Source organism: Helicobacter sp. MIT 21-1697 (assembly GCF_026241255.1).
In the GTDB taxonomy this organism is placed as follows: domain Bacteria; phylum Campylobacterota; class Campylobacteria; order Campylobacterales; family Helicobacteraceae; genus Helicobacter_C.
Window position 1 is genome coordinate 77,020 of sequence record NZ_JAPHNC010000003.1, and the last position, 25,393, is coordinate 102,412.

Annotated in this window: 30 protein-coding genes and 5 tRNA genes; 20 read left to right on the forward strand and 15 right to left on the reverse strand. The window is 37.9% G+C overall.

Annotated elements, in window-relative coordinates:
- Positions 1-10: 10 nt before the first annotated feature.
- Positions 11-751 (reverse strand): carbonic anhydrase, encoded by a 741-nt coding sequence (locus tag OQH61_RS03900; RefSeq protein ID WP_266025986.1) that lies wholly within the window; start codon positions 749-751, stop codon positions 11-13.
- 143 nt (positions 752-894) lie between these two features.
- A complete protein-coding gene (gene ppk2 / locus OQH61_RS03905) occupies positions 895-1,971 on the reverse strand; it encodes a polyphosphate kinase 2 (RefSeq protein WP_266025987.1) in 1,077 nt (358 codons plus the stop codon).
- A gap of 97 nt (positions 1,972-2,068) precedes the next feature.
- On the opposite strand from ppk2, the gene OQH61_RS03910 reads away from it, so the two are divergent.
- The 5 genes from OQH61_RS03910 to OQH61_RS03930 all read left to right on the forward strand — a co-directional run bounded on the left by OQH61_RS03910 (position 2,069) and on the right by OQH61_RS03930 (position 3,047).
- Positions 2,069-2,584, forward strand: a complete 516-nt coding sequence (locus tag OQH61_RS03910; protein WP_266025988.1) for a CinA family protein — start codon at positions 2,069-2,071, stop codon at positions 2,582-2,584.
- Between the two features lie 76 nt (positions 2,585-2,660).
- Positions 2,661-2,736 (forward strand) — tRNA-Lys (locus tag OQH61_RS03915).
- A gap of 14 nt (positions 2,737-2,750) precedes the next feature.
- A tRNA-Glu gene (locus tag OQH61_RS03920) sits at positions 2,751-2,825 on the forward strand.
- A 36-nt stretch (positions 2,826-2,861) separates the two neighbouring features.
- Positions 2,862-2,937: transfer RNA gene (locus OQH61_RS03925), tRNA-Val, on the forward strand.
- Positions 2,938-2,970: 33 nt separating this feature from the next.
- Positions 2,971-3,047 (forward strand) — tRNA-Asp (locus tag OQH61_RS03930).
- Between the two features lie 52 nt (positions 3,048-3,099).
- On the opposite strand, the gene OQH61_RS03935 is transcribed toward OQH61_RS03930, so the two are convergent.
- Complete coding sequence (locus OQH61_RS03935) at positions 3,100-3,504, reverse strand: helix-turn-helix domain-containing protein (protein ID WP_266025989.1); 405 nt, start codon at positions 3,502-3,504, stop codon at positions 3,100-3,102.
- A gap of 118 nt (positions 3,505-3,622) precedes the next feature.
- Between OQH61_RS03935 and OQH61_RS03940 the strand changes: the two genes are divergently transcribed.
- The 4 genes from OQH61_RS03940 to OQH61_RS03955 all read left to right on the forward strand — a co-directional run bounded on the left by OQH61_RS03940 (position 3,623) and on the right by OQH61_RS03955 (position 6,166).
- Complete coding sequence (locus OQH61_RS03940) at positions 3,623-4,126, forward strand: hypothetical protein (protein ID WP_266025990.1); 504 nt, start codon at positions 3,623-3,625, stop codon at positions 4,124-4,126.
- 54 nt (positions 4,127-4,180) lie between these two features.
- Entirely contained in the window at positions 4,181-4,729 is a 549-nt protein-coding gene (locus OQH61_RS03945) for a hypothetical protein (RefSeq protein WP_266025991.1), read from the forward strand.
- Between the two features lie 33 nt (positions 4,730-4,762).
- Positions 4,763-5,578 (forward strand): hypothetical protein, encoded by an 816-nt coding sequence (locus OQH61_RS03950; RefSeq protein WP_266025992.1) that lies wholly within the window; start codon positions 4,763-4,765, stop codon positions 5,576-5,578.
- 78 nt (positions 5,579-5,656) lie between these two features.
- Entirely contained in the window at positions 5,657-6,166 is a 510-nt protein-coding gene (locus OQH61_RS03955) for a hypothetical protein (RefSeq protein ID WP_266025993.1), read from the forward strand.
- Here the strand turns inward: OQH61_RS03955 and OQH61_RS03960 are convergent.
- The 3 genes from OQH61_RS03960 to OQH61_RS03970 are packed head-to-tail and all read right to left on the reverse strand — an operon-like array spanning position 6,154 to position 8,904.
- A complete protein-coding gene (locus OQH61_RS03960; RefSeq protein ID WP_323054031.1) occupies positions 6,154-7,212 on the reverse strand; it encodes a glycosyltransferase family 8 protein in 1,059 nt (352 codons plus the stop codon). The genes OQH61_RS03955 and OQH61_RS03960 overlap by 13 nt on opposite strands.
- Entirely contained in the window at positions 7,166-7,294 is a 129-nt protein-coding gene (locus tag OQH61_RS03965) for a hypothetical protein (protein WP_266025994.1), read from the reverse strand. The genes OQH61_RS03960 and OQH61_RS03965 overlap by 47 nt, the downstream gene beginning before the upstream one ends.
- Positions 7,294-8,904, reverse strand: a complete 1,611-nt coding sequence (locus tag OQH61_RS03970; RefSeq protein WP_266025995.1) for an ABC-F family ATP-binding cassette domain-containing protein — start codon at positions 8,902-8,904, stop codon at positions 7,294-7,296. The genes OQH61_RS03965 and OQH61_RS03970 overlap by 1 nt, the downstream gene beginning before the upstream one ends.
- Before the next feature lie 145 nt (positions 8,905-9,049).
- Between OQH61_RS03970 and ccoG the strand changes: the two genes are divergently transcribed.
- From ccoG to OQH61_RS03985, 3 genes are all read left to right on the forward strand, one after another.
- On the forward strand, positions 9,050-10,426 hold the full coding sequence (gene ccoG / locus OQH61_RS03975) for a cytochrome c oxidase accessory protein CcoG (protein ID WP_266025996.1): 1,377 nt from the start codon (positions 9,050-9,052) through the stop codon (positions 10,424-10,426).
- A gap of 115 nt (positions 10,427-10,541) precedes the next feature.
- Positions 10,542-11,234: a Bax inhibitor-1/YccA family protein gene (locus OQH61_RS03980; protein WP_266025997.1), complete on the forward strand. Its 693-nt coding sequence runs from the start codon at positions 10,542-10,544 to the stop codon at positions 11,232-11,234.
- An 11-nt stretch (positions 11,235-11,245) separates the two neighbouring features.
- A complete protein-coding gene (locus OQH61_RS03985) occupies positions 11,246-11,647 on the forward strand; it encodes a thiamine-phosphate pyrophosphorylase (protein WP_266025998.1) in 402 nt (133 codons plus the stop codon).
- A 1-nt stretch (position 11,648) separates the two neighbouring features.
- Here the strand turns inward: OQH61_RS03985 and miaA are convergent, their stop codons facing one another.
- From miaA to OQH61_RS04010, 5 genes are all read right to left on the reverse strand, one after another.
- Entirely contained in the window at positions 11,649-12,557 is a 909-nt protein-coding gene (gene miaA / locus OQH61_RS03990; RefSeq protein WP_266025999.1) for a tRNA (adenosine(37)-N6)-dimethylallyltransferase MiaA, read from the reverse strand.
- A 16-nt stretch (positions 12,558-12,573) separates the two neighbouring features.
- Positions 12,574-13,689: a pyridoxal-phosphate-dependent aminotransferase family protein gene (locus tag OQH61_RS03995; RefSeq protein WP_266026001.1), complete on the reverse strand. Its 1,116-nt coding sequence runs from the start codon at positions 13,687-13,689 to the stop codon at positions 12,574-12,576.
- Between the two features lie 78 nt (positions 13,690-13,767).
- A complete protein-coding gene (pseI, locus tag OQH61_RS04000) occupies positions 13,768-14,808 on the reverse strand; it encodes a pseudaminic acid synthase (protein ID WP_266026002.1) in 1,041 nt (346 codons plus the stop codon).
- Positions 14,805-16,358, reverse strand: a complete 1,554-nt coding sequence (pseH, locus tag OQH61_RS04005; protein WP_266026003.1) for a UDP-4-amino-4,6-dideoxy-N-acetyl-beta-L-altrosamine N-acetyltransferase — start codon at positions 16,356-16,358, stop codon at positions 14,805-14,807. Before pseH ends, pseI begins: the two co-directional genes overlap by 4 nt.
- A 99-nt stretch (positions 16,359-16,457) precedes the next feature.
- Positions 16,458-16,685, reverse strand: coding sequence for a hypothetical protein (locus OQH61_RS04010; RefSeq protein ID WP_266026004.1), 228 nt, complete (start codon positions 16,683-16,685; stop codon positions 16,458-16,460).
- Positions 16,686-16,827: 142 nt separating this feature from the next.
- On the opposite strand from OQH61_RS04010, the gene OQH61_RS04015 reads away from it, so the two are divergent.
- Genes OQH61_RS04015 through OQH61_RS04030 form a run of 4 tightly spaced genes read left to right on the forward strand, consistent with a single transcriptional unit; the run spans position 16,828 to position 18,646 of the window.
- Positions 16,828-17,256, forward strand: coding sequence for a hypothetical protein (locus OQH61_RS04015; RefSeq protein WP_266026005.1), 429 nt, complete (start codon positions 16,828-16,830; stop codon positions 17,254-17,256).
- A gap of 11 nt (positions 17,257-17,267) precedes the next feature.
- A complete protein-coding gene (locus OQH61_RS04020) occupies positions 17,268-17,618 on the forward strand; it encodes a TM2 domain-containing protein (RefSeq protein ID WP_266026006.1) in 351 nt (116 codons plus the stop codon).
- Between the two features lie 17 nt (positions 17,619-17,635).
- Positions 17,636-18,214, forward strand: a complete 579-nt coding sequence (locus tag OQH61_RS04025; RefSeq protein ID WP_266026007.1) for a hypothetical protein — start codon at positions 17,636-17,638, stop codon at positions 18,212-18,214.
- 9 nt (positions 18,215-18,223) lie between these two features.
- The gene (locus OQH61_RS04030; RefSeq protein WP_266026008.1) at positions 18,224-18,646 is read left to right on the forward strand and encodes a hypothetical protein; all 423 of its coding nucleotides are present in this window, start codon (positions 18,224-18,226) and stop codon (positions 18,644-18,646) included.
- Positions 18,647-18,662: 16 nt separating this feature from the next.
- Here OQH61_RS04030 and pseF read toward each other — a convergent pair whose 3' ends face one another.
- A complete protein-coding gene (gene pseF, locus OQH61_RS04035; protein WP_266026009.1) occupies positions 18,663-19,358 on the reverse strand; it encodes a pseudaminic acid cytidylyltransferase in 696 nt (231 codons plus the stop codon).
- A 13-nt stretch (positions 19,359-19,371) separates the two neighbouring features.
- Positions 19,372-20,085 (reverse strand): flagellar basal body L-ring protein FlgH, encoded by a 714-nt coding sequence (flgH, locus tag OQH61_RS04040; RefSeq protein WP_266026138.1) that lies wholly within the window; start codon positions 20,083-20,085, stop codon positions 19,372-19,374.
- A gap of 160 nt (positions 20,086-20,245) precedes the next feature.
- Between flgH and OQH61_RS04045 the strand changes: the two genes are divergently transcribed.
- The 4 genes from OQH61_RS04045 to OQH61_RS04060 are packed head-to-tail and all read left to right on the forward strand — an operon-like array spanning position 20,246 to position 24,457.
- Positions 20,246-21,235 carry a DMT family transporter gene (locus OQH61_RS04045; protein WP_266026010.1) on the forward strand — a complete coding sequence of 330 codons (990 nt, stop codon included), beginning with the start codon at positions 20,246-20,248 and terminating at the stop codon, positions 21,233-21,235.
- The gene (gene ilvA, locus OQH61_RS04050; protein WP_323054024.1) at positions 21,235-22,461 is read left to right on the forward strand and encodes a threonine ammonia-lyase; all 1,227 of its coding nucleotides are present in this window, start codon (positions 21,235-21,237) and stop codon (positions 22,459-22,461) included. The genes OQH61_RS04045 and ilvA overlap by 1 nt, the downstream gene beginning before the upstream one ends.
- Positions 22,462-22,469: 8 nt before the next feature.
- Positions 22,470-23,780 carry a glycosyltransferase family 39 protein gene (locus OQH61_RS04055; protein WP_266026013.1) on the forward strand — a complete coding sequence of 437 codons (1,311 nt, stop codon included), beginning with the start codon at positions 22,470-22,472 and terminating at the stop codon, positions 23,778-23,780.
- On the forward strand, positions 23,777-24,457 hold the full coding sequence (locus OQH61_RS04060; RefSeq protein WP_266026015.1) for a hypothetical protein: 681 nt from the start codon (positions 23,777-23,779) through the stop codon (positions 24,455-24,457). The genes OQH61_RS04055 and OQH61_RS04060 overlap by 4 nt, the downstream gene beginning before the upstream one ends.
- Positions 24,458-24,491: 34 nt before the next feature.
- Here OQH61_RS04060 and OQH61_RS04065 read toward each other — a convergent pair.
- Positions 24,492-24,567 (reverse strand) — tRNA-Lys (locus OQH61_RS04065).
- Positions 24,568-24,636: 69 nt separating this feature from the next.
- On the reverse strand, positions 24,637-25,092 hold the full coding sequence (locus OQH61_RS04070; RefSeq protein WP_266026139.1) for a transcriptional repressor: 456 nt from the start codon (positions 25,090-25,092) through the stop codon (positions 24,637-24,639).
- Between the last annotated feature and the right edge of the window lie 301 nt (positions 25,093-25,393).

Consider the following 25,393-nt stretch of genomic DNA (forward strand, 5'->3'; position numbering starts at 1 on the left):
AGAATCTTGATTATTTTAATTGAGGAGGAGCAATCTCAATGACCCTATTATCAAGAGGTTGCACATCTCTTGCATTATGGTGGAGGATTGCTTGAAACGCCATAATTTGTCTTTTGGAAGCTTGAGTGGGATTTTGAAATACTACCCATTGGACATTTTCGCTACAAGGTGGCGTGGTTAAGCTCCCATCAAAGGCGTAATATCCGCTTTGTTCAGGCAAAATGCCATTCATATCAAGTGTGCTAAAGGACTTGCTTTGATTTGTTTTTGTAGGCATAGAATCAATAATCTTTTGAAGTGAGGGATTTTCTTTTCCCTCTTCAAAAAGTGCTGCGATGACAAGAGTATCACCTTTTTTATTTTGATGCACGATGTGCATTTCCATTGGAAATATTTTGCCCTCAATCTGCATTTCAGAAGGAGTATGAAAATGCAGCTGCACGAGGGAATAGTGAATGTTTTTAAAACTCACTTCGCCACCATTTTGAAAATTAATTTGCACAGAGTGCCCATTGTTTGTAATATTTTTTGCTACTCCTTTTTCTGTTTTATATGCGAGAGTGAGGTAATTATCTGTGTTCATAGTGCGAGAGCGAGTGATATTGATAGGGGATTGGTGTTTGCCATTTTTGCAAAGGGTATAGTTTGGACTAAGAGAAGCCCATTTGTCTGGTCCATCATCTATATCATAGCCCCAGTGAGCTGCTTGTAAAACACTTGTTATCAAAAGTAATACAAATTGTTTTTTCATAGAAGTTCCTTAATGTGAGTTTTGCGGAGGAATTATAATGCGTGTGTTATATAAAAATGTAAATGAATAAAGATTTACTACGATTTATGCAATAAAAGCCCAGTATAGGCTTTTATTGAGAGGGATTTTGTAATTTGGGAATCTTAGGCGTCCTTAGTAGTCGTTGAAGTAGCCTTGCTTTCTGTTTTTGTGGGCTTGGTTACTATTTTGGCAGGAGTAGTTTTATTGAGTTTAGATTCACTCTTCACTTTTTCAGCCTTAGTTTCTTCTTTTGCAGTCTTTTCAAGTTTAGCTTTTTCTTTTAGTTCTTTTGTAGCTTTTTTTGCCTTTTTTTCGGCTTGTTTGGCTTCTTTAAGCTGTTTTTGAACCTCTTTTGTAGGGTCCATATCGTTGTTTGATTGACGTTGTGAATAAGCCCAAACAATGCTTGGATCTGGCAAAAGACACACAGCAGTTTGGTCTTTACCCTCATAATCAATTTTGCTTAAAATATCGCGTGCAATATTTAATCGTGCGCGTTTTTTATCATTGGTATTAACAATCGTCCAAGGGCAAATATGCGTATGTGTGCGGGCAAACATTTTTTCAAATGCTTCAGTGTATTGTTCCCACAAATCAAGAGATTTGCCATCAATAGGGCTTAGTTTCCACATTCTAAGAGGGTCAGTTTTGCGGCGTAAAATGCGGCGTTTTTGCTCATCTCGTCCAACATCAAGGAAATATTTAAAAATCATCGTGCCACTTGCTATAAGCATTTGTTCAAGATTAGAGACTTGCGTAATAAACTCTTTATATTGCTCCTGTGTGCAAAAATCCATTACTCTTTCTACTCCTGCGCGATTATACCAACTCCTATCATAAAAAACAATCTCTCCACCGCTTGGCAGTGTGGTAATATAGCGTTTGAAATACCATTCTGTTTTTTCTGTTTCAGTAGGTTTGTTTAGTGCTACTACACGGCAACCTCGTGGATTCATATGGCTTGTAAGAGCCTTGATTGTGCCACCCTTACCCGCTGCATCGCGCCCCTCCATAATGATGACGATTTTTTGGTTTGTGTCTTTTACCCAATTTTGTAGTTTAAGAAGTTCTATTTGAAGTTTTGTCAGCTCCTCAAGATAAAAATCCTCTTTCATACGCCCATTTTTGGATTTATAAATCTCCCGAATATTGCCCTCGCTTTCCGGTCTAATGACAATTTGTCTTTCTTGCTTTCCCATATTTACCCTCCTTTTGGTTTTAAATTCCTAGCATATTAGCATATTTTTTAAAAATATGCGGCAATATTAAGGCATTTTGTATTCAAGGAGTTACCAAATGAAGCCAAATTACACAAAAAAGAGCATAGATATATGCACAGATTTAGCCCAAAACGCACTTATTTTACTTCAAAACAAAGGATTAAAGGTGGGCATAGCAGAGAGCTGCACAGGTGGGCTTTTGAGCTATCATTTTACTGCACTTGATGGCGCTTCAGCGGTGCTTGATGGCGCGATGATAACTTATGCAAATGCTATCAAAGCCTCTTGGCTTGGTGTGAGTGAAGAGAATCTGAAACTCTATGGTGCGGTGAGTGAGCCTGTGGTGAGGGAGATGTGTGCAGGGATTCTCTTTCAAAGCAATGCAAATATAGCATTGGCGACAAGTGGTATCGCTGGTCCAAGTGGAGGGAGTGTTCAAAAGCCCATAGGAAGCGTGTATATCGGTGTGCAGCGCAAAGGAGAACAAGCACAAATAGAATATTGCCATTTTCAGGGTGATAGGCATTTGGTGCAATTTCAAAGCTGTGCTAAGGCACTTGAGATGTTAATCGCTCTGCTTCATTGCTCTTGACAAATTACGCCAAACTCATTATAATGTCGCTCCTTTGTGTCAAAGCATATAAGGGCATTAAGGAATAAAGGCAGATGACCCGTTAGCTCAGTTGGTAGAGCAATTCCCTTTTAAGGAATGGGCCGTTGGTTCGAATCCAACACGGGTCACCACCAAAGATAAAAGTGGCCCCGTCATCTAGCGGTTAGGATACCACCCTTTCACGGTGGCTACAGGGGTTCGAGTCCCCTCGGGGTCACCACTTTTATTTTTGTTCTTTTTTTAAGCTTCAGGTTTTGGTCGCTTAGCTCAGTTGGTAGAGCGCCACCCTTACAAGGTGGATGTCATAAGTTCGAGTCTTATAGCGACCACCATTTTGTTTTAGAATCTGCTTATATTCAAATTATGGAGCGGTAGTTCAGCTGGTTAGAATACCTGCCTGTCACGCAGGGGGTCGCGGGTTCGAGCCCCGTCCGCTCCGCCACTTTTTCTACGCTTTTTGTTGGCTTTTTTGGATTCAAAAATAAAACTCCAAATTATATCTTTTCAATAATATGATTCAGTTCTTGTGTTTTGTGTTTATAGCTTGTGAGCGTCCTCTCAAGCGTTTCAAGGGATTTTGGACTGATGTATTCTAGGAGTTCTACAATATGGCTGTATTTGGCAAAAATGGGATTTTGCAGATAAAATTTGCGCAAGATTCTCTTAGAATCTTCACTAAAAAGCTCCTGTTCATATACACCGAGTGCATCAGCGATAAAAGGCAACATATCGGCTTTTAAATCAATATTGCCATTGAGATAAGCATAAATGCTTGAGATTGTAGGGCTCTCTCCTGTTTTATTTGCGCGCAAACCTAAGTCAATCAAGCGATGTGCAAGCTCTTTTTTACTTAGGTTTTTCTCTTTCAAAATCTCATTTATTCTCTCTACAACTTTCATTGCTTACTCTTACATTTATAAATATTCAATAATTCTAATCAATAAATTATTGAAAAAGAGTAATTTAAGTATTGATTTCATATAATTTTGCTCATTTTTAAACAAAGGAGACATAAATATGAACTTTATAGTTGCATATTTGTTTAAATTTTCTACCAATTTTTTGGGGAATAGCGGGAATGATGTTGAACATAAATTGCGTTCAGCTAAACAGATAGATGTTATTCTAAGAGCATTCGTTTTGGCATTGGTTTTGTCTATAGTTGCTGGTATTGTTACTACTATTTTTTCAAGTGAAAGCGAATTTGTAAAGAATATTGGGATTTCTGAGGTGAAAGCAGGAATTATAGGTGGAGTTATGTTTTTAATCATATCCTATTTTATAATTTATCGCATTTTTAAGAATTATTGCCTAAAAGGTTCGGCTTGTCCGCAATGTGGCGAGAGTTTCTGCACAGAAATAATAAATGAAAAAACACTTACAGAAAGTATAGCGAGAGAAAAAAATAACTCTGGAAATGGTTATAAAAATTACCGAGTAGGACGCAAACTTGTTGGACTAGAATGTCAAAAGTGTAACTTTAAAAGTGAAGTTGAAGTTCGGTTTAAAGAAGAAGCATAACACCCAAAAGGAATAAATTTACTCTTAATCTATATGAAATCTAAGGAGAAGACAATGCTTACGAGAACAGCATTATTTGTAGCTGCAGCAATTTTTGTAGGATGTGGAGGTGGAGATAGCACAGATTACTCCAAATTAGATAAAAATAAAGAACCTTTTTTTAAGGATTTTATTAATGAACCAGTTAAAGATGGGGAGTTATTTGCCTATTATCCAGCACCTTATAAGGATAGTCAGTTAGTGTGTAATAATGACTTGGCGACTGAAGCACTAAGGAGGCAAAATATTCCTTTTATTCAAATATTCAAATATTTAGATGAAGAATCTAAACGAGAAGGGACTCTAGTTGGAATACCAATGTCTTATAATTTTTACAAATATCCTGAAGTTAAAAGAGCATTTGCTACTCCTCTTAGAGTCACTAAACAAGGGTCTGGCTATGTCAGAAATAATAATACTGATAAAGGCATTAAAATAAATAGGGAATACTTTAGTATTGATGCTTTAGAAAAGCGCGCACAAGTTCATCAAAAATCAAGTATTACTTATGTAAATAAGTTTATCAAAGACAAGCCAGAAGCAGAGTGTCGCATAGTGGAATAAAAGCAATGACAAAACTACATCAAAGGAGCAAAAATGAAATACACTTACGACATTGACAAACGATTTAATGGCAAGAAGCTTTATGAGTATCGGTTTGAGGATTCTTACTATAAAAGCGATAGGTTGATGAAAGAGGGTGGCAGGAAGTTTAAGGGCTTTTATGATACTCTTTCACGCCATATTTTTGACATTAACCTTCAGATTAGAGAAAAAGCACACGAAACTTACCCTATTGCGAGAAACGAGCGTAGCAATTCCGCTACTATCGCTATGGCACTCTCTTTGCAGACGCCTTATGTCATTAGCGAGTATGGATTTGGCTGTAAAGATGTGGATTTACACCCAGATACAGATGACACAGATGATAGAAAAAAGCAGCAGAGACGCTCTATTGACTTTTGGTGTGCGACAGAGGATTTTAAGCTTGAGATGTGGATAGAATCTAAGCATTGTTGGATCAATGTGAGCAAAAATCTGAATGCGAAATGGGAGTTTGATGTAAGAAACAAAAAACGCATACAAGACGCATTAAAGCAACTTCGCGATATTAATGCTTTAATAGAGAGTGGCAAGGCGGTTGAAGGCGTGAGAGTCGCACTTATAAGTGTCAATATCTTTTGTAAAAAAGAGCAACTTGTAGAGGATTTGAGTGAGTTAGATTCTATCCCGCGCGATGTGGCGAGTATGCTAGAATCCCAAGCGAGAGAATATCTCAAGCAAGATGTGGGTGTGCTTGTGAGCGCCCTTGATTTACGCCCGAGCATTAAGACAGATAAGCAAGACACTTATCATATTTATAGTGCGGAATATCTCCCCTATGTCCTACTTGGTGCAATCGTGTTGCCTTAAAAAGCGTATAGAATCTCATCTAAACTAAAATAAACGCAACAAGGTATAACAGAACCACAAACTATAAAGGAGCAAACAATGCAAAAACTAATCTTAACTTTAGGGCTAATTGGAGTGCTGTTCATTAACTTGAAAGCTGATGAGGTAGAGTGGGAGACTATAACTATGGACAAGGTAGATGGCTCTTATGGAACAGGAACTAATTATGTCTGCCCCTTACCTGTTAAAAGTTTGTTAAAGGACTCTTTATACGACACAGGGAGAAGTAGTGGTGCGATAGAAGTGTTAGTCTATGAATCTGGTAAATATGCAATATCGGATAAACCTATAACAGCTATGGCTAAAGAAGTTGAAGCTTACGGGTATGTTCAAAAGTTTAAAAAACTAGATGAGAAAATAGGACAAGAATTTATAGAATATGCGAAAAAGCTTAGAGCAGTGAAGTTTAAAATAGCCCAAGATGTTTGTGTGAGCGAGTCTAAAACGAGATATGATTATAAAGGTGATGTAGGGGTTTATACATTCTTTGAGCAACCAAAGAAAACCCTAGACGAGTTTTTTAAAACCATTGACTCCTACTTTGAATAACAACAAAGGAGAATTGTTTTCATACAATCCAACATCTTTTTTGGCACGATAATTTTGATGATGACTTTGCAGGCAAAATACATAAGGGCTAAACCAATGGCGATATAATCCTTATGCGCCTTTTGTATGCCTTTTAGCTCTTGTGCAAAAAGTGGCGTTTGCAGTGCTATATCCCACCATTGCTTATAATATGGGTGGAAGAAAACAAGCTTGTTGTGAGATGTGATATGTTCTTTTGGGCTTTTCCAAGGCTTTGCACACGCATTATAATGAGCGATTTTGGTAAGTGGCAAAATCTCAAAGTAGTCTTTTGTGTAATCTTGGCTAAGCTTGTTGTTATCAAGGTGGCACAGGAAGTGCATTGCTAGTCCATATTCTGGGGGTAAAATCTTTATCTTGCCATTGAGGGCGACATTGAGCGCATCTTGGTCAGCGCACAAGGGCACATACGCTTTCAAAAATGCCAAGCATTGAGATTCTATATTATTCGCGCGATAGAGTGGCATATTTAAGAGCATAAGCCCCGAACAAAAATAATAAGGTATATGGGCTTTCCCTATATCAAATCCCACAGAATCTTTATGCGCGCTTGTAGATTCTAAAATAAAGCTCTCATCGCGCAAAATATTATTTGCAGGATATGCTTCATTTACCCCCGCGATACACTCTCCTAAATCAATCGCAAAAAGTTCTCGCACATCGCATAAAACAAGCATATCCACATCTAAATAAAGGCATTTTGCCACATCTTGTGGGATATATTGTGAAAGTATAAGGCGATAGTAGGCGCAGTAGTTTTGCTCCTTTTCAAATCCCCATTTAGGGACGCCCACAAAGGCACTTTCATCAACAAAATGAATGTGAATCTCACAAGGATAAGTCAAAGAGAGTTGTTTTTGTAAGGTTTGAAGTTTGTCTTGGCACTCTTGGGAGAGTGCATTGCTTAGGATATGAAAGATATAGCCCTCGCTCTCCTGATGTTGTGGGCTTTGATAGTTTTCACTTTGCCCCCCCCCCCATATAATCTCTAAAAGCTTTGCTTGTATCTGTGTGTTTAATGATACTCGTTAAAAGAACGCTTAAGTATTTGATATAGTTTTCATCGCTGCTAAAGACAATGTGAAACATTATTTTTTCCCTCCCTCTATGTATTCCTCATAACTGCCACGAAAATCAATAATCTTAGCCCCTTTATTATCAGAATCTGCAATAATTTCAATGATTCTATTCGCATACGCGTCAATAAGCTCTCTATCGTGGCTTACACAAATCACATTTCCGCTGAATTTATAGAGCGCCTCGCCAAGCGCGATAATGGATTCTAAATCTAAATGATTTGTCGGCTCATCAAGCACTAAGAAATTCCCTCCCTCAAGCATAAGTTTGCTGAGCACCATTCTATGTTTTTCACCTCCACTAAGCGCATTTATAGGCTTTTCTTGCTCCTCTCCACTAAAAAGCATTCGCCCAAGCGCATTGCGTATCTCACCACTCTCTTTTTTCTTATCAAAGCCTCTAAGCCACTCATATAGGCTCTCCTCTCCTTTTATCTCCTCACTCACATTTTGCGGGAAGTAGCCTCTTTGTGTAGTTGCACCCCATTTGATTGTGCCACTATCTGGCGCGAGCTCCTCTACTAGAATCTTGCACAATGTAGATTTGCCTACGCCATTCGCGCCGATGATAGCGATTTTATCACCGGGCAAGATTTTAAGATTCACATTTTTTAGCACACACAAATCGCCATAACTCTTTGAAATATTTTCGCACTCTAGGGCTTCGTTGCCAATGGAGCGATTTGGTTTAAAAACAATGCTTGGGTCTCGCCTTGAGCTGACTGCGAGACTTTGAATATCAAGTTTTTCAAGTTGTTTTTGTCGGCTGGTGGCTTGTTTTGCTTTGCTCGCATTTGCCGAAAATCGTGCGATAAAAGATTCTAACTCCTCTTTTTCCTTAAGCTTTTTGTTGCGCTCCATTTCTTGTTGCTTAGCAAGTAAAGTACTTGCGATATACCAATCATCATAATTACCGCTAAATTCACGCACAGAGCCAAAATCCATATCTAAAATATGAGTGCAAACGCTATTTAAAAAGTGCCTATCGTGGCTGATGACTACAAGTGTGCCATCGTGTCGCTTTAGATTCTCTTCTAGCCACGCGATAGAATGCAAATCAAGGTTGTTTGTCGGCTCATCAAGGAGTAAAATATCTGGCTTTGGGAAAAGTACTTGTGCAAGGAGAATCTTAAATTTATCCCCACCTGTGAGCGTTTTCATTAGTTCATTATGCACAGCACTTTCAAAGCCCAAGTCCTCTAAAATTTTCTCTATTATCACATCACATTCATACATTGGGTCTTCTTCGGCACATATCATTTCTAGCTCACCGAGCTCTTCATTGACTTTTTCATCGCTTAAATCACCATTTTCATAGAGGTATTCTTTGCGCTTGATTGCATCATAAAGGCGTTGATTGCCAATAAGGACAGCATCTTTTAGGCTTAGCTCCTCAAAAGCGTATTGGTCTTGCCCCAATACACCCATTTTTAAACCTTTTTCAATCACAATTTCTCCACTGCTTGCTTCATATGCACCGCAGAGAATCTTAAGCAATGTGGATTTACCCGCGCCATTTGCGCCAATAAGCCCATATCGTTTGTGTGCATCAAGCTTGATATTGACATTTTCAAAAAGCTTTTTTGTCGCATAGCGCATTGAAAGGTTGATAGTTTGAAGCATAACATTCCTTTTAAAACTTTGGATTAATTTTAAAAAATGATTCTACACTAGATTTTATAAGATAAAAGTTAGAGTAATTTTTAAGTTAAAACACTTTATAATTTGTGCTTTTATTGTTGGAGACATAACTTTTAGGAGGAATTAGATGCAAAATAACACTCAAAATTACAGAATCAAGCGCTATATTGTGTATAGTATAGCAACTTTATTCTTGTTGATATTTCCTTTCATTCAAATCAATGGGAATCAACTTTTTTTGCTTTCATTTGACCATAAGCAATTACATCTTATGGGGGTGGTATTTGATATGCAAGAGCTTTATCTTATGCCATTTTTGCTTATCCTTATGTTTGTGGGAATCTTTTTTATGACTACTCTTGCAGGGCGTATTTGGTGTGGCTGGGCGTGTCCGCAGACAATTTTTCGTGTGCTGTATAGGGATTTATTGCAGACAAAGATTTTTGGTTTGCGCAAAAAGATTTCTAATAAACAAGAAAAAATGGACTTAAGCACCTTTGGCAATAAAATTAAAGCAGTTTTAGCATTTTTGATTATCGCTGTACTTTGCCTTGTGGCATCAGCGAATTTGATGTTTTTCTTTACGCCTCCGAGTGATTTTTTTGCCTATATAAGCGACCCGCTCAATCATCAGATATTACTTGGATTTTGGCTTGGATTTGGGCTATTTTTTATCCTAGATATTGCTTATATACAAGAAAATTTTTGTATTTATATGTGTCCATATTGTCGTGTGCAAAGTGTGCTTTATGATAATGATACGCTTATGGCTCTTTATAATTATAAACGCGGTGGGGCAGTGTATGATACAAAAGGTATGAAGTTTGCGCTTGCACCCCAAAAGCAAGATTCAAATAATGAATGCACAAATTGTCTTGCTTGTGTGAGAGTTTGCCCTACGCATATTGATATTAGAAAGGGTATGCAGCTTGAATGTATCAACTGCCTTGAATGTGCCGATGCTTGTGCAAAAGTAATGGGCAAGCTTGGCAAAGCCTCACTTGTGATATGGAAATCTTCAGCTTCGCTTGATAATGCGCTCAAGGTGCGTTTCTTGCGATTTAGGACAATTGGCTATGTAATAATCCTAGCTCTTGTGTTTGCACTTCTTCTTTTTATGAGCACCACCAAAGAGAGTATGTTGCTTAATATCAACCGCACATCAGAGCTTTATGAGGTAAGAAGTCATCATATCGTGGATAATCACTATACGATGCTCTTTCACAATACAGATGTAAATGACCACGAAATGTATTTTGAAGTGTTTGATGTCAAAGGGAATGATATTGCTCATTCATTAAAGATTATTACGCCAAAAGCACCATTTAAAGTCAAAGCAGGCAAAAAGGAGAAAAAGGTTGTAACACTCCGCACAGATGAGATTTTGCAAAAAGGCAGTTATGATATTATTATCCGCGCTTTTGCTACAGATGATAAAGAGCGTATTTTTGTTGAACGCAAAACAAATTTTGTTTATCCAAATGAGAAAATGCTCAAAGAGTAGATTCTGTGGTTTAGCTTAAGGAGCAAAGCTTTTTTAACCCTTATGGAAAATTTTTTGCTTCGTTAGTAAATTGTGGTAGAATACCACTTCAATTTTCAATTACAAGGAGAAAATAATGGGACTTTATGATAGAAATTACACTAATGGAGCGCAGTTTGCAAATGAAGCAGTAGCAGAGCGCGATAGTGCATTAGTAAATTTTGTAAAGACAACTTACAAATTTTTTGGTGCGAGTTTGTTTTTTGCTTTCATTGGGGCAATGATTGGGTTTTACAATCTTCAACTCGTGTTTGAAAATCGTATGTTGATTTTCATTGCTGAAATTGCTGCACTTTTTGGTTTGATGTTTTCACGTTCTAAGCCGGGCTTAAATATTGCTATGCTTTTTATCTTTACCACGCTTACAGGTTTAGCGATTACGCCTCTTGTAGCAATGGTAGCATTTAAAGCGGGTGCTGGTGCAGTGGCTATGGCATTTGCGATGACTACAATTATTTTTGGTGTTATGAGCATTTTTGGTATTAAAACATCAAAAGATTTAGCAAATATGGGCAAAATGCTCTTTATCGCTTTGATTGTTGTAGTTGTGTGCTCACTTGTAAATATGTTTCTTGGAAGCTCTATGTTTCAAGTGCTGATTTCTGGTGCGGCAGCAATACTCTTTAGCTTGTATGTAGCTTATGATACACAAAACATTATTCGCGGACTTTATGCAAGCCCTGTTGATGCAGCAATTAGCCTTTATTTAGATTTTTACAATATTTTTGTAAGCTTACTTTCGCTTATTGGTTTAGCAAATCGCGACTAAAGGTTGCCACAATGGAGATTGGTAGAGTTATAGATGCTAATCTCAATCGTTTAAAAGAGGGTATCCGAGTGATTGAGGATACTCTCCGTTATTTTCATAATGATGTTTTGCTCTCCACATCATTAAAGAATCTCCGACATCATATAAAAATCTCTTCACACATTTCTTTGCTTTCTTATCGTAATGTAAGTGGCGATGTAGCAAAAGGAAGTATGCCTGATGAATTGCAACGCGAGAATCTTGCCCATTTAGTTATGGCAAATTTTAAACGAGCTCAAGAAAGCGCACGGGTTTTGGAGGAATATACTAAACTTGCTCCACATTTTGGCGATACTGCTGATTTTAAAAAGCTAAGATACGAGCTTTATGAGATTGAGAAAACATACTTTGAACGATATGGCACAAAGGAATAAGCTAGGGGGTATTGTTGTGGATTTGCTCTCTAAGTCGTGCTTCTAATGCTTTTTCTTCTAAATGTGTAATATGCGCAAATTGTGTGCGATTAAAGGTGCGTTGGCGTTTTGCAAGTTGGCAAGTATGAAAAAAAATTTGCTCTTCTAGTTGATGTAAAGATGTGATTTTGCCTTGTAAAAAATTAACACATTCTTCTGTGCCAATAGCTCTTAGTGCAGGAGCTTGCGCTCCATAAGATTCTAAGATGGTTTTGACTTCCTCCACAATGCCTTGTGCAATCATCATTTTTGTGCGTTTTGCAATGCGTTTTCTTAGCTCCTCGCGTTCGCGTTCAAGGGAAAAAATTTCAATATCATAACCTAAAGGTTGCTTTTTATGTGTCGCAAAATATACGCTAGGAGGCATATTTGTGGCTTTAAAAAGTGCAAGGGCTTTGCAGATTCTATAAGTATCTGTGGGAGTGATACTTTGGGCATACGCTTTATCAATTTGCACTAATTGTGCATATTGTGTGGTTATATTTCCTAGACTTTTTGCCCAAGTTTCGTGCTCTTCAAGGGGAGGTATAGGGCTTAATCCTTCAATAATACTTTTAAGGAAAAAGCTACTTCCTCCTACGATAAGAAGAGGTTTGTGTGCGCAATGAGTCTTTATGTGGGCAATGGCTTGTAACAAAAGCTCCCTAAAAATCATCGCATTGCTTTTTTGATATGGCTCTAGGATATTAAGCGCATAATAATGCACTTGTGATTGTTCCAAAGGCGTAGGCTTAGCCGAGGCAATATCAATATATTTATAAATACTTAGAGAATCAAGGCTGAAAATTTCGCAATTTTGCTCCATTGCTATGCGGTGAGCAAGAGCACTCTTGCCACTGCCACTTGAACCAAGCACTGCAATGATTTTCATATATCAACGTTTATGCTTACTTGTCTAATATATCATAATAGGCGGTGAGAAATACTTTATTTCCTGTGCCATCAAATTTCCTAAGATTCAATCGCTCTAGGGCAAGCTCTATTGCATTGATAACCCATACACTTTCATTAAGCGGGATAAGTCCCATTTGATTAATGCGCATAATGCTTGTTTTAAGCTTATCTTGCCCTCCTGCTACATTGAGCGAAAATTCATTTTTGAGAATCTTACGCAATGGTGCTGCATTGACTTCATCATAAATAGTATTCATCGCAAGGGCAGGATTTTTAGGATAAATCCTAAGCCCTAAAGATTCTAAAGCTTTGTGTGTGGCAAGACTTCGTGCTTTGGTTTGCGCATAGACTTGTTGTATATTGCCATTAATAAGTTCAAAATATCGTGTTAAGCCTGTGATAATTGTCGTAGGTGCAGTCCAAGCAGTCGTATTTTGGCTTTGATTTTTGAGTTCGGTTTTGAGGTTGAAATAAAAGCCAACATTGCGCTTATTTGCTAACTCTATGCCATATTGAGATAAGCCAATAATGCTTAAACCCGGCGGGAGCATAAAGGCTTTTTGTGAGCCACCAATGAGTGCGTCAATATGTGTAGTATCAATTTCTTCCACGCCCATTGCAGTAATAGCATCTACCACCACCACTATGTGCGGATTATAAGCCTTGATAGCTTTTGCAATTTCCTCCACAGGGTGGCGCAATCCTCCTGCGGATTCACACATTTGAATACAAAAACAATCAATTTCACTCTCTTCATTGAGCACTTTAAGCACACTCTCTACGCTTACAGGCGTGTCCCAATCATTAATAATTTCGCGATAGGGGATATGAGCGCTCGCAGCAATTTTACCAAAGCGCTCACCAAATTTGCCACTATTGATACTGAGCATTTTCTTTTGAGTAAAAGTGCATACACACGCCTCCATAGCGCCACTTCCACTACTTGCAAGCATAAGCACCTCGGGCATTTTTAAAAGCTCTAATAACCCTGCTCTTGCTTTAGCAAAAATACTTTCAAACTCGGGTGTGCGATGATGCAGTGTAGGCTCACTCATAGCCTTGCGTATGGATTCTGGCACAGGTGTAGGACCGGGCGTAAAAAGTAGCATAATTACTCCTTGAATACTTTATATAAAAACAAAAGCGCATTATACTTTGAAATACCTTTACTTCACTTTGACTTTTAATTATTTTATAAGCAATGGTTGTCCTGCCCTAAAATCCTTTTTTGCCCTCTTGCCAAGTATTTTACTCAAATATCGTGGGTGCGCTCCACCATTAGGACGCAATACACAAAGATTTTTATGTGTGAATTTCTCACCTTTTTGAATATCTGCACTTACCCAAATACTTCGTGCAAATTGTCGCCTTTTTTTCATAGTATCTGCAGGAATTTGTGGGTTTTTCTGTCCTAATGCTAAGGCACTATTGCGCACTTGCTCTACCATAAGTTTAAACTCTTCTTTATTCATACTAAAAGCACTATCTACCCCACCAAGACTAGAATCAAGAATAAAATGCTTCTCAATCATACTTGCCCCTAAACTCGTAGCAATAATAGGACAAAGTGTCCCAAGCGTATGATCAGATAATCCATACTTTATGTTATATGTTTTGTAAGTTTTGCCAAGTTGTGGCATAGCGCGTAAATTTGCAGATTCTAATGGGGCAGGATATTCGCTTATGCAATGAAGCAAAGTAATGTCTTTACAGCCGTATTTATGGCAAATCTCAAGCGCACTCTTAATCTCTTTGTGTGTGGCTACACCTGTGGAGATGATGATAGGCTTTTTTGTTTTGGCAATGGCTTCTATGAGTTCATAGTGCATTACTTCAAAGCTTGCTACTTTGTATATCGGGCATTGTAAGGATTCTAAAAATGCGACACCTTTGGGTGAAAAAGGTGAGCTAAAAATCAATAGTCCTAACTCTTGTGCGAGTGAAAAAAGCTCTTTGTGCCATTCCCAAGGCGTTTGAGCTTCCTTATAGAGTTCATAAAGATTGCGCTTATCCCAGAGTGTGCCTCCACTGATACAAAAATGAGGCTCATTTGATTGCAGCGTAAGACACTCGGGCGTGTAGGTTTGTAGCTTTACGCCATCAGCACCACATTGTGCAATCGCGCGAATAGAATCTTTAGCAATTTCTAAGCTTTGATTATGATTTGCACTCAATTCAGCGATAATAAGAGGAGTATGGGATTTGGCAATATGCTTTGATGGGCTCATTTTCGCTCCTTATACATTAATATGACATCATAATATCGTCTTTGACCTTTGTCCTTTTGAGCGATGAAATCGCGCAACACGCCCTCATATACATAGCCCATACGCTCATAGAAGTTGCGAGCTTTGCTGTTATGACTTAGCACTTCAAGGTGCAAAGTATGAAGTGCTAAGTGTTCAAAGGCTTGAGATTCTAAGAATCTTAAAATTGTGCGTCCTTTAAAGGCTTTGGCGCAATTAGGATTGGTATAAATACCTATAAAAGCGTGTTTATGGCTAAGATTAATACGAGTAAGTGAGCCTACCCCGATACATTCATTTGCTTCATAACAAAGCCAATATCGCCTTGAAGTGTCATTTTTAAGTTTTTCTATAAAATCAAAATGCGCTTGTGATGAGATATGCTCACTATACATCCATTGGGCAATTTGAGGGTGATTGCGCATTTTAAGGACAAGTTCGCATTCTTCTTGTGTGAGTTGGGTGAAATCTTTTGTTACAAGCGTTTGGTTATGAGAATCTGCTATGAGCGAATCTTGAGCCGCTAAAGTATTGATAAGATTATACAGTGCAAGAGGGAGCTTTGAGCCCAAAGAGAGTGAGTTAAGGGTATTGTGAATGGACAACATATCTTTTGGCACAAGCCTAATAAGGTGCGTGAGTGAATCTTTAGGATTTTTGGCTTGGAGGATAGCGCCTTTTTGTGCCCATTGCGTTATTTGGAGATGTTGATTTGAGGCAGCTTCTATAATAATACAAGGCACTTTAAGTGCGAGAAGTTCAAGCATAGTGCCACCACCTGCGCTTATGGCAATATCACATTGCTGCGCTTTGGTGAGGAAATCATAAGGATTTAAGTTGCGATAAATACAAATGAGTGGATTTGATGAGTCTTGCAAGTTTTGGGGTAGGTGCAAAGTATGCGTATATCCACCACCTAAGATAATATGAAAACGCTTTTGCTTCAGATGTGGGTGTGTTAAAATTAGCGTAGAGAGGCTATCTACAAAATTTTGCACAAGATTATCCTTATCCACGCCGCCAAAGGTAACAAACACATCTTTTAATTCATTTGTGTTTTTATGCTCGCATTGAGGCTTTGAATCTGCACAGGCAAAAGGGAGAATAAGATATTCCTCGCCGCACCAAAATTGCTCATTTTGAGGAAATGCCTCTTTGGCATTAGGAGCGGGATTAAGAATATAGCTTGTGGGTGGATACACATCTCTAAAGGCATCATCAAGGCATATGAGTGCTTTTGATTGATTATCTAGGCGATGATAAAACCACTCTTGTGCCTCATAACTATCCACAATGGCAACATCAAGCATTTGAGGTTGGGTAGAGAGCCACTCGTAATTTTTGGATTCTATGTGTATTTGCAATGGAGGTAAGAGCGTCTCAAGCGCAGGAGGGACAAAATCGCCACGATTATGCAAAGTGATAGAATCCACTTGAGGAATACGCCCACACAGAGCGATAAGCTTCAAACAGCGATAAAAATGCCCCAACCCATACGCGCTTCCGCTCTCGCAAAATATATCAATACGCATTTATCCCCTTTAGCCAAAATTTTGAATGATGTAGCAAAGTTGATTCCATAAATAATAAGGAGTGCAAAAAAAAAGTGTGATGAAAGAATGGATTGAGGGTTATTTTGATGAGTTCAGTAGGTGTGATGTGGGTAGATTGCGTGAATCAATGGATTTAATGAGTGATTGTATCTCTTCATTATACATCTCTTGCGTGTAGATTCGCTCTCGCATTTTAAATCCTGCTTCAATAATGGCAAAAAGTTCGGGCTTGGTGTATTTCCACCTCTGCAAAGTGCGCGTGGTAATGCGCAAGATTCTCGCCTTATCTTGTTGTGTGTATTTCATTAGAGTTCCTTGTTTTACTTTTAGGCGAATTAAATAAAACTTTCTCTTGATTCCAAATTACGAAAATAATTCGTATATAAATAGTAATTTAAGAAAATATATCGTATTATTGCAAATCTATTTTTTACAAAAGGAGAATTTTGTGGATTCTAATACAATACTAATGAGTGTGCAGGATAAGCTGCCAAAGGATTTGCTTGAGCAACAACAACTTAAAGAGCGGCTTGATAAGCTTGATGAAAAAGGTTGTAATGACTTTATGGCAAAGATTCCATTGCTTGGATTAAAAAATCCTACATCAGTTTTTTGGTTAGGGAGCTTTGTATTTGGAAATTTAGGTGTTGGTCGCTTTATGATTGGTGATAAAATTTTAGGTGAGGTAAGATTAGCCATTACGATTCTTGGATTCATTTTTAGTGTTCTTGCAGAGGATTCTGATTCAATGGTTTTAAAAGGATTAGGCTCTTGGTGTCTGCTTATTACTTTGATTTGGTGGGTTGCGGATTTATTTTTAGTGGGCAAAAAATTAAGAAAGCAAAACTTAAATATATTGCTTTCTAACTTGCCTTGAGAGGAACTATTATGAATGATAAAGCAATGATGATGATTGCTACTTGGGCAGATAAACTCCCAGATAATGCAGCGTTGATTTTACAAGAGCGACTTGAAAAACTCCCAGAAGAAAAGCTCTCTAGCCTTAGTCTTATCCAGCTTAAAAATCCTGTGGTAGGGCTTGTTTTAGGATTATTTCTAGGGATTTTAGGTGCGGATAGATTCTATAAAGGAGATATTGTCTTGGGTATAGTGAAACTTTTGTTGTGTTGGGCAACCCTTTATATTTGGGCGATAGTGGATTTGGTTTTAGTGTGGAAGGGCATTAAGCAAGATAATCTGAATAAGATTTCCAATCAGCTAATGATGCTTGGTATATAAAAATAAAAGGAGAAAAAATGAAAAAAATTGTTACTTTGATAGGAAGTGTAGTGTTGCTAGGTTTGTTGAGTGGGTGTGGGAATGATTTTAAATGTGATAACAAAAATTATGCAGAGCAGGCTCTTAATCTCTTACTTTTTGAGAATGCAAAAGGAGGCGAGGATAAATATATCACGCTCAAAAGTTTAGGTTTTGAAGTAGGTGAGATTACCCTAATGGAACTTGATAAAGATAAAAAATCAAGTATTTGTAAGGCGAAAATTTCAAATACCCATCTCAAAACAGCTTTTGAAAAAATCCAGCAAGCGCGAAGTGGTAAGGATATTACAAAAGGTTTGGATAAAGAAGCACAAGAAAGAATGAATGCCTTTGCTGCGGCGACAAATGATTTTGGCGCACCTTTGGTAATGGAAGAACTCTATCAATCTATCAAGGGTGATAGAAAACAAGATGAGATTTTAAGCACTCCTCAAGATTTTATAACGCTATATGGAATAGCTAAGGTTGCTGTGAAACTATTTGAAAATGGATTAGCATATAGAACTTTTGATAATGGCAATGGCGATTTAATGATAGAGGCTAATTTTGCTGAATAAGGAATAGCTGTGCGTTATTGGATATGTGTATGTAGGGAAGAAAACTACCCTTACAAAACAGAAGTATATGGTGAGGAGCGGGAATGGTGGAAATATTGGGAGGATAGTGAGGAAAATAGAAAATATCCTTTATGTTTTGAGATTATGCGTGAGGGCGATAAAGTGCTATGCTATGAAGCCACAACGCATATTTTTAAAGCTGTGCTTGAAGTTAAAGATAAGTTTGAAAACAATCAAAAAATGACACTTGCTTTTGAACGCAAAGTTGGAGTATCTTTGGAGACGATTACCGATGAGAAGCATTATCCGCAGATTCTTAAATTTAATGCTGATAAATATTCACCTTTTAGTGAGAATAAAAGCAATTTGCTTTTTGGGACATTTTTTGCCACGACAAAAGAGCAGTTTGAATATATTTGTTCATTGGCATAAATGATTGCTTGAGATTCTATAAACCCCTTGTAGAATATTGTAGCTTATACTTCATCTCTGCGAGGGTCCAATCCTCAAGCGTATCAATGTCTTGGACTTGGCTATTTGGCACGATTATAGTGCTTGAGTGTGGTGCAAATATGGGGAGATTCTCTCTCCACGCCTCCACACGCCCCCAATAAAACTGCCCCGCATCGTGATAGACTTGCGCTAAATCTTGTGAGCGCGTGAGATAATGTTGAGGAAAAAGCATTTCTATCTCATCATTTGCGATACAAAAGCTCCGATAAGGATTGTAATCATACGCCACAGCGCAAAAAGCAAAAAGCTTATGCGGATTTTCTATCAAAGCATTCAATCCAAGAGCGAGCGTTTCTTGAGTGAGCAAAGGCGCAGTAGGGTAAATCACGCAGAGTAAATCCTCTTTGTGTAAATTCAACACATCTATCGCGTGTTGTGCCACAGGAGCAGTGGGAGTGAAATCATCGCTTAGCTCTTTTGGGCGCATAAAAGGCACTTTTGCTCCATATTCGCGCGCTACTTGTGCGATTTGCATAGAATCTGTGCTCACTATCACTTCATCAAAAAGTGCAGATTCTAAAGCAGTGCTAATAGGATAGGCGATGATAGGTTTGCCACAAAAGGATTTGATATTTTTATTTGGTATCCTTTTGCTGCCACCGCGAGCGGGGATAAGGGCGATTTTTTTCACGCACTCACCAAATCTAAAAAGGATACAAAGATTCTATGCCATCGCTCACAGGTTTTTTATGATTTGTATCGCTGATAGGTCCGAGCGAAGTGTAGGCGATTTTGGCATTAGCGATATGTTTGCTTTGCACGACATTATCTTTGTTAATATCAAATGAACGCACCACTCCGCTTAACTCAAGTATTTGCTTTTCGCCATCTACAAGCACTTCACGCCGTCCGTGTATAAAGTAGGTGTTATTATCAAGCACCTTCACGATTCTCGCTGTAATCGTAGCATTGAGTGCTTCACTGCGCGTTTGCGCCCCACCACCTTGAAAGTTAGAAGTATTATTTGCCTTAGTGAGGTTATAAGCGGCTTGGTCATTGAGTTCAGAGACGATTTGCTTTTGCTCCTCATTATTGCCTGTATATTCTATGGAGGGTGGTGTTACATTCCCTCCGCTTGCGCCATTATAGTTTTTATTTGTTGTGAAATTTGCATTTGCATTTTCAGAAATGACAACGGTTATAAGGTCATCAGGCTTCATTGCGCGCCTATCAGAAAAAAGAGGCTTATCTCCACTGCCAAAAAGGCTTCCTGCGCGTGGCAATTCAGGTATGTCATTATCTGCAGATTCTCGCTCTTCTACCCAATCAGGAGCATTAAAATCAATACTAGGTTCAAAGGCAAGGCTTTTGTTTGGAAAAATTGCGATACATAAGATTAAGATACCAAGGAGAGACATTCCTAAACTTCGTGTGAGCATTTTACAATCCTTTGTAAGAGTTACAAGCTCTTAAGCAAAGGCTATTCCATTATTTTATTCTCATACTTTGCATTCAATTTGCATTAAAACAACAAGCTTTTGCTACAATAGCTTTTTGGTTGTGTAAAGGAGCGTGTGAATGAAGCAAAACATTACCCAAGGCATTTTAGCAATGCTTATTTCATCTTTTCTTTTTGCCCTTATGAGTGCGGAGGCAAAGATTCTCTCAGATGCTATCCCACCTATGGAGGTTGCATTTTTTCGCTCATTTGTGATGATTCTCCTTTTGCTTCCATTGCTTGTGAATAAACCTATGAAGTCCCCAAAACATAAAAGTGGCGGTTGGTGGATTCTTATGGTGCGTGCGGGTGCTGGAGGACTTAGCTTTGTGGCACTTTTTTATAATATTGCTACTATTTCTCTAGGCACAGCGAGCGCTTTTGCCCAAAGTATGCCTTTATATGTCGTAGTGCTTTCAATGATATTTTTAAAAGAGCATTTTAATATAGGTGTGATTCTCTCTACTATTATAGGTTTTGTGGGGATTTTGCTTATATGTAATCCTTCTTTGAATGACTTAGAAATGTTAAATATTCTCTTTGGTATTTTCGGTGCGCTCTCTATGGCAGTTGCATTTTTGAATCTTCGCGCACTCAAGGATTATTTTCATTCGTGGGTAATTGTATTTTCCACAGGAGTAGCGATGAGCGTTATGGCATTGCTCTTAAGCTGGTGTAATGTGCCCTATTTTGATGAAAAATGGACAATGCCTAGTGGGATAGAGTGGCTACATATTGCGTTACTTGGTTTTTTTGGCACTTTGGGACAGCATTATCTCACAAAGGCTTATATGATTGCACCTGCTGGAATTGTTGCTCCTATTGATTATACGCGTTTAATGTTTTCTGTGATTTTAGGTGTAATGTTAGGCGATGCCTTGCCAAATCTCCCCACAAGCATTGGTATCGTGCTTATTATCCTTTCTGGTGTTGGCGTAGGATTGCCCGTGTTTTTAGCAGATATGAGGCGATTAAGAAGATATAGACGTATTTCAAGTTCTCTTAACGCAAGGCACGATACAATCCGCAATACAGAGGGAAAATCTCATAATAAAACGAAGGATATATGATGAAAAAGCAAATATATGAAAAGGTCATCAAAGCCAAGCAACGTTTAGAAAATGTGATTATCCCCTCACCTTTAAGTTACGCACCTATGCTCTCTGTCTTGGCTCAAGCAGATATTTATCTTAAAAAAGAGAATCTGCAGCTTACAGGGGCGTTTAAGATTCGCGGAGCGTTTAATAAAATCGCTTCTTTGGTTGAGCAATCTGCTCATTCACAAATACAGGGCGTTATCGCTGCAAGCGCTGGGAATCACGCACAGGGTGTTGCCTATGCAGCAAAGCATTTTGGCATAAAAGCTGTGATTGTAATGCCTGAAGCCACTCCTTTGCTTAAGGTAAGCGCGACAAAGGCTCTTGGAGCGGAGGTTGTATTGAGTGGAGATAGTTATGATGAAGCCTATGCCAAAGCTTTGCAAATTGCTAAAGAACGACATTTAGTGTTTATTCACCCTTTTGCTGATGAGGAAGTGATTGCAGGGCAGGGGAGTATCGCGCTTGAAATGATACAAGAATGCAAGGACTTAAATATGGTAGTTGTGCCTATTGGTGGAGGAGGTTTGATTAGCGGTATAGGGAGTGTGTATAAACAGCTCTGCCCAAATGTAAGGGTTATAGGTGTAGTGGCAAGTGGAGCTGATGCGATGAAGCGCTCTTTTGAAAGTGGGAGTATTCAAAAGATAGAATCTGTGCGAAGCATTGCCGATGGTATTGCTGTGCGTGATGTGAATGAGGAAAATTTCGCACTTGTGCAAGAATGTGTTGATGAGATAGTGAGCGTAGATGATGAAGAAATTGCAAATGCTATTTTATTTTTGATTGAAAAGCAAAAACTTGTTGTTGAGGGTGCGGGAGCGGCGAGTGTGGCAAGTATTTTGCATAAAAAGTTTGCGCTCAACAAACAAGATAAAGTCGCGCTTGTGCTTAGCGGAGGAAACATTGATATTACTTTGCTTAATGTTATTATTGAAAAAGGTTTGTTGAAATCTAATCGGAAGATGAAGCTTGAAGTCGTGCTCATAGATAAACCCGGTAGTTTGCAAGGGCTAACAAATATTTTGAGCAAAGTAGATGCAAATATCGTGCAAATTGAATATGATAGGACTTCTGTTATGCTTAAATATGGCGATGCACTTGTAACAATGGCATTAGAGACAAAAAATGAAGAACACAAAGCGCTCATTCGTGAGCAACTTCAACATTATGGCTATCACTTTAATGAAATTAATTAGGTAAAACAATGGTCAAAGAGATTTGGGGGAGATATAGAGATTCTAATTTGCGCACAAATGTGCTTTTTTGTGTAATTTTAGGCATAAATGTTGTTGTGTTATTTCTCTTGTGCGGTGATATGAGTATCCATTATAAAGAAGCTTTTGGTGTATTTTACTCTCAAGATTTGGCTTTTATCATTGCGCGCTTTTGCCTTAATCTTTTTGGACAGAATGATTATGCTTTGCGTTTGCCTTTTATTCTTATTCATATGGGGAATATGTTTCTTTTATATAAGATTTCTAGAATCTATCTCAAAAAGCCTCGTGATGCATTGGTTGTAATACTCATTTATGCGCTTTTGCCCGGAGTAATGTTTAGCGCACTTTTTGTTTTAAAGAGTGGCTTGATTATTTTTGTGGCACTTTTATGCTGTTATTATCAGATGAGATTCCAGAAAATGCCCTATGTCGTGATGTTTGTTGCAATGTTTTTAGATGGAAGCTTTGCAATTTTATTTTTTGCCCTCTTTTTTTATGCGCTGAAAAATAAAAATACCTTAGGAATGATTCTCTGTTTGCTTTTTTTTGCTTTGAATATGTATTTGTTAGGGCTTGATGTTTCAGGTATTCCACGCAATTATTTTTTGTCAAATTTGGGCAATATGGCTTTGTTTTTTTCGCCTTTGCTACTCATATATTATATCTACACGCTTTATAATGCTCTAAGAAAGCAAAATAATGTGCTTGTAGATATTGGCGCAGCTTCAATGTTTTTTGTTGTGTTGCTTTCATTAAGGCAAGATGTGGAGCTTGAGACACTTTTTCCTATGAGTGTGGTAGCTCTTCCTGTGGCAGTAAAGCAGTTTTTTTCAGATATGAGGGTGCGTTTGCCTTCATTTAGGGTGAGTTATGTGCGGCGATTTGTAGTGATTTTGGCATTGCTTTTTATTCAAACCTCCGCAATTTATGGTAATAAAATATTTTATCTCTTCGGTATGGAAAATCATTTTGCAAGTTCGTATTATATTAGCAAAGAGGTAGCGCACTTGCTCAAACAAAAAGGTATAGAGGCAATTAAAACAAGTAATCGCAAATTAGAGCTTGCTTTGCGATTTTACGGTATAAAAGGAAGCGATGAGCCTTATTTAATGCCTGTGGATAATCTCAATGAAAGTTATGAAAATGAAATCCCTGTGGTATATTTAGGGAAAAAGGTCGCATCGTTTGTGGTAGTGCCTTCTGTGCAAAGTCGTCCTGTTACTACTGCACAATCACGTCTTAAGCAAAAAATAGAATCGGCAAAATTACAATCAAGTCAGCCCAAAGATGAAGAATGAAACTCTTTGAATTTGCTATTGCTTTAGGTATGCTCATAGTGCTTTTTTCATTTGTGCAGATTCGGAGCAATCATTCTTTGGAAATAGCTTATAGCACACTTATTTCTCATCTTAAAATGCTTCAGCTTTTCGCTTTGAGCGATGATAATGCGTTTATACAGGCTCAAGATTCACGAGATATGCTCCGATTGTATCCCTCTGTTGATGCAAATGCACTTGTAGCACAACATCGCAATGCTATGTGGCAGATACAATTTCATTTGGGTAGAATCTATACTACACATAGTTATAGCCTTTATATTGATACGCCAAGAAACGCGCCTACTACGCATTTTGATAGTCGTCCGATGGCAGGAGATATTATCCTTAAAGATATGGATAGAAAATGCTTGAGTGCATATAATAATACCAATACTGCACAAGAATGTAAAAACAATGCGCTTGCAGAGATACGATTGGGAGAGCGTTTTGGGATAGAGAATATTCTTATAGAATCTGATAATTTTTGTAAAGAGCGTGAGAGTGCAAGAATTTATTTTGATAGGAGAGGTGTGCCTTATTGTGGGAAAATCCCTACTGCTTTGCGCTCACCATTTAAGATTACTTTGCTTAAAGGGAGTGGGTATAAGAGTCTTTGTATATTGCCACAGAGTGGTATGATGAGCACAAAATGTTAGAATTTATATTTTACGCAAAGATTATAGGCTAAAGTGGTGGACGCGCAGAGGATCGAACTCTGGACCCACTGATTAAGAGTCAGTTGCTCTACCAGCTGAGCTACACGTCCTTTATGCTATGCTTAAGCTCTAGCAAGGCGCGATTATACACAAATGAATTTTAGTTTTTGATTAAATTTTTAGAGTCCTTGACATTTAGAGCATTTGACAAATAATCTCATATCGTGGCTAATGAGTTTTGCGCCAAATTGTTGTGCAATATCAAGTTGCAAACGTTCAATATCTGCATCTACAAACTCTACAATATCGCCACAAGTGAGACAAATAATGTGGTCGTGATGTTCTTTTGCAGCAATTTCATAACGTCTCCCACTTTTATCAGCCTCAAGAGCAGTGATAAATCCTTCTTTTTCAAGGAAGCTTAAGATTCTATATACTGATGAAATACTCGCATTTTTATCAGTTGTTTTGATAATATGAGTAATTTCTTCAGGGCTAAGATGTGTGCCACTTTTATACAACACCGCAATGATTTCTTCACGTTGCTTAGAGTTTTTAAGCCCACCTTTTCTAATAGAATCTCTTAGTCGTTCAAGTATAGAATCTAGCGTTTCCACACGATGATTTGCATTCATATTCATATATGCTCCTTAGCTGTGCTTTTGTGATTCTTATTTTTACAAGATTATAGCAATAAAATACACAAAAATGCAAATAAGAAAGCTTATCATTAAGATTTTTCTCTCTTTTGTTGCCATAAAATATACAAAATTACAACATAAAGCAAGGCTTTATGACGATTTATAGATAAAGACAGCACTTATTTATTGTAAAAATACTATAATGTGCATGTTTATTTAAATTCATTGAAAATACTAAGGAGAAAGAATGTTTGGTTCCAGCAAAGCACTACAACGGCAAATAATGGAAAGAGAT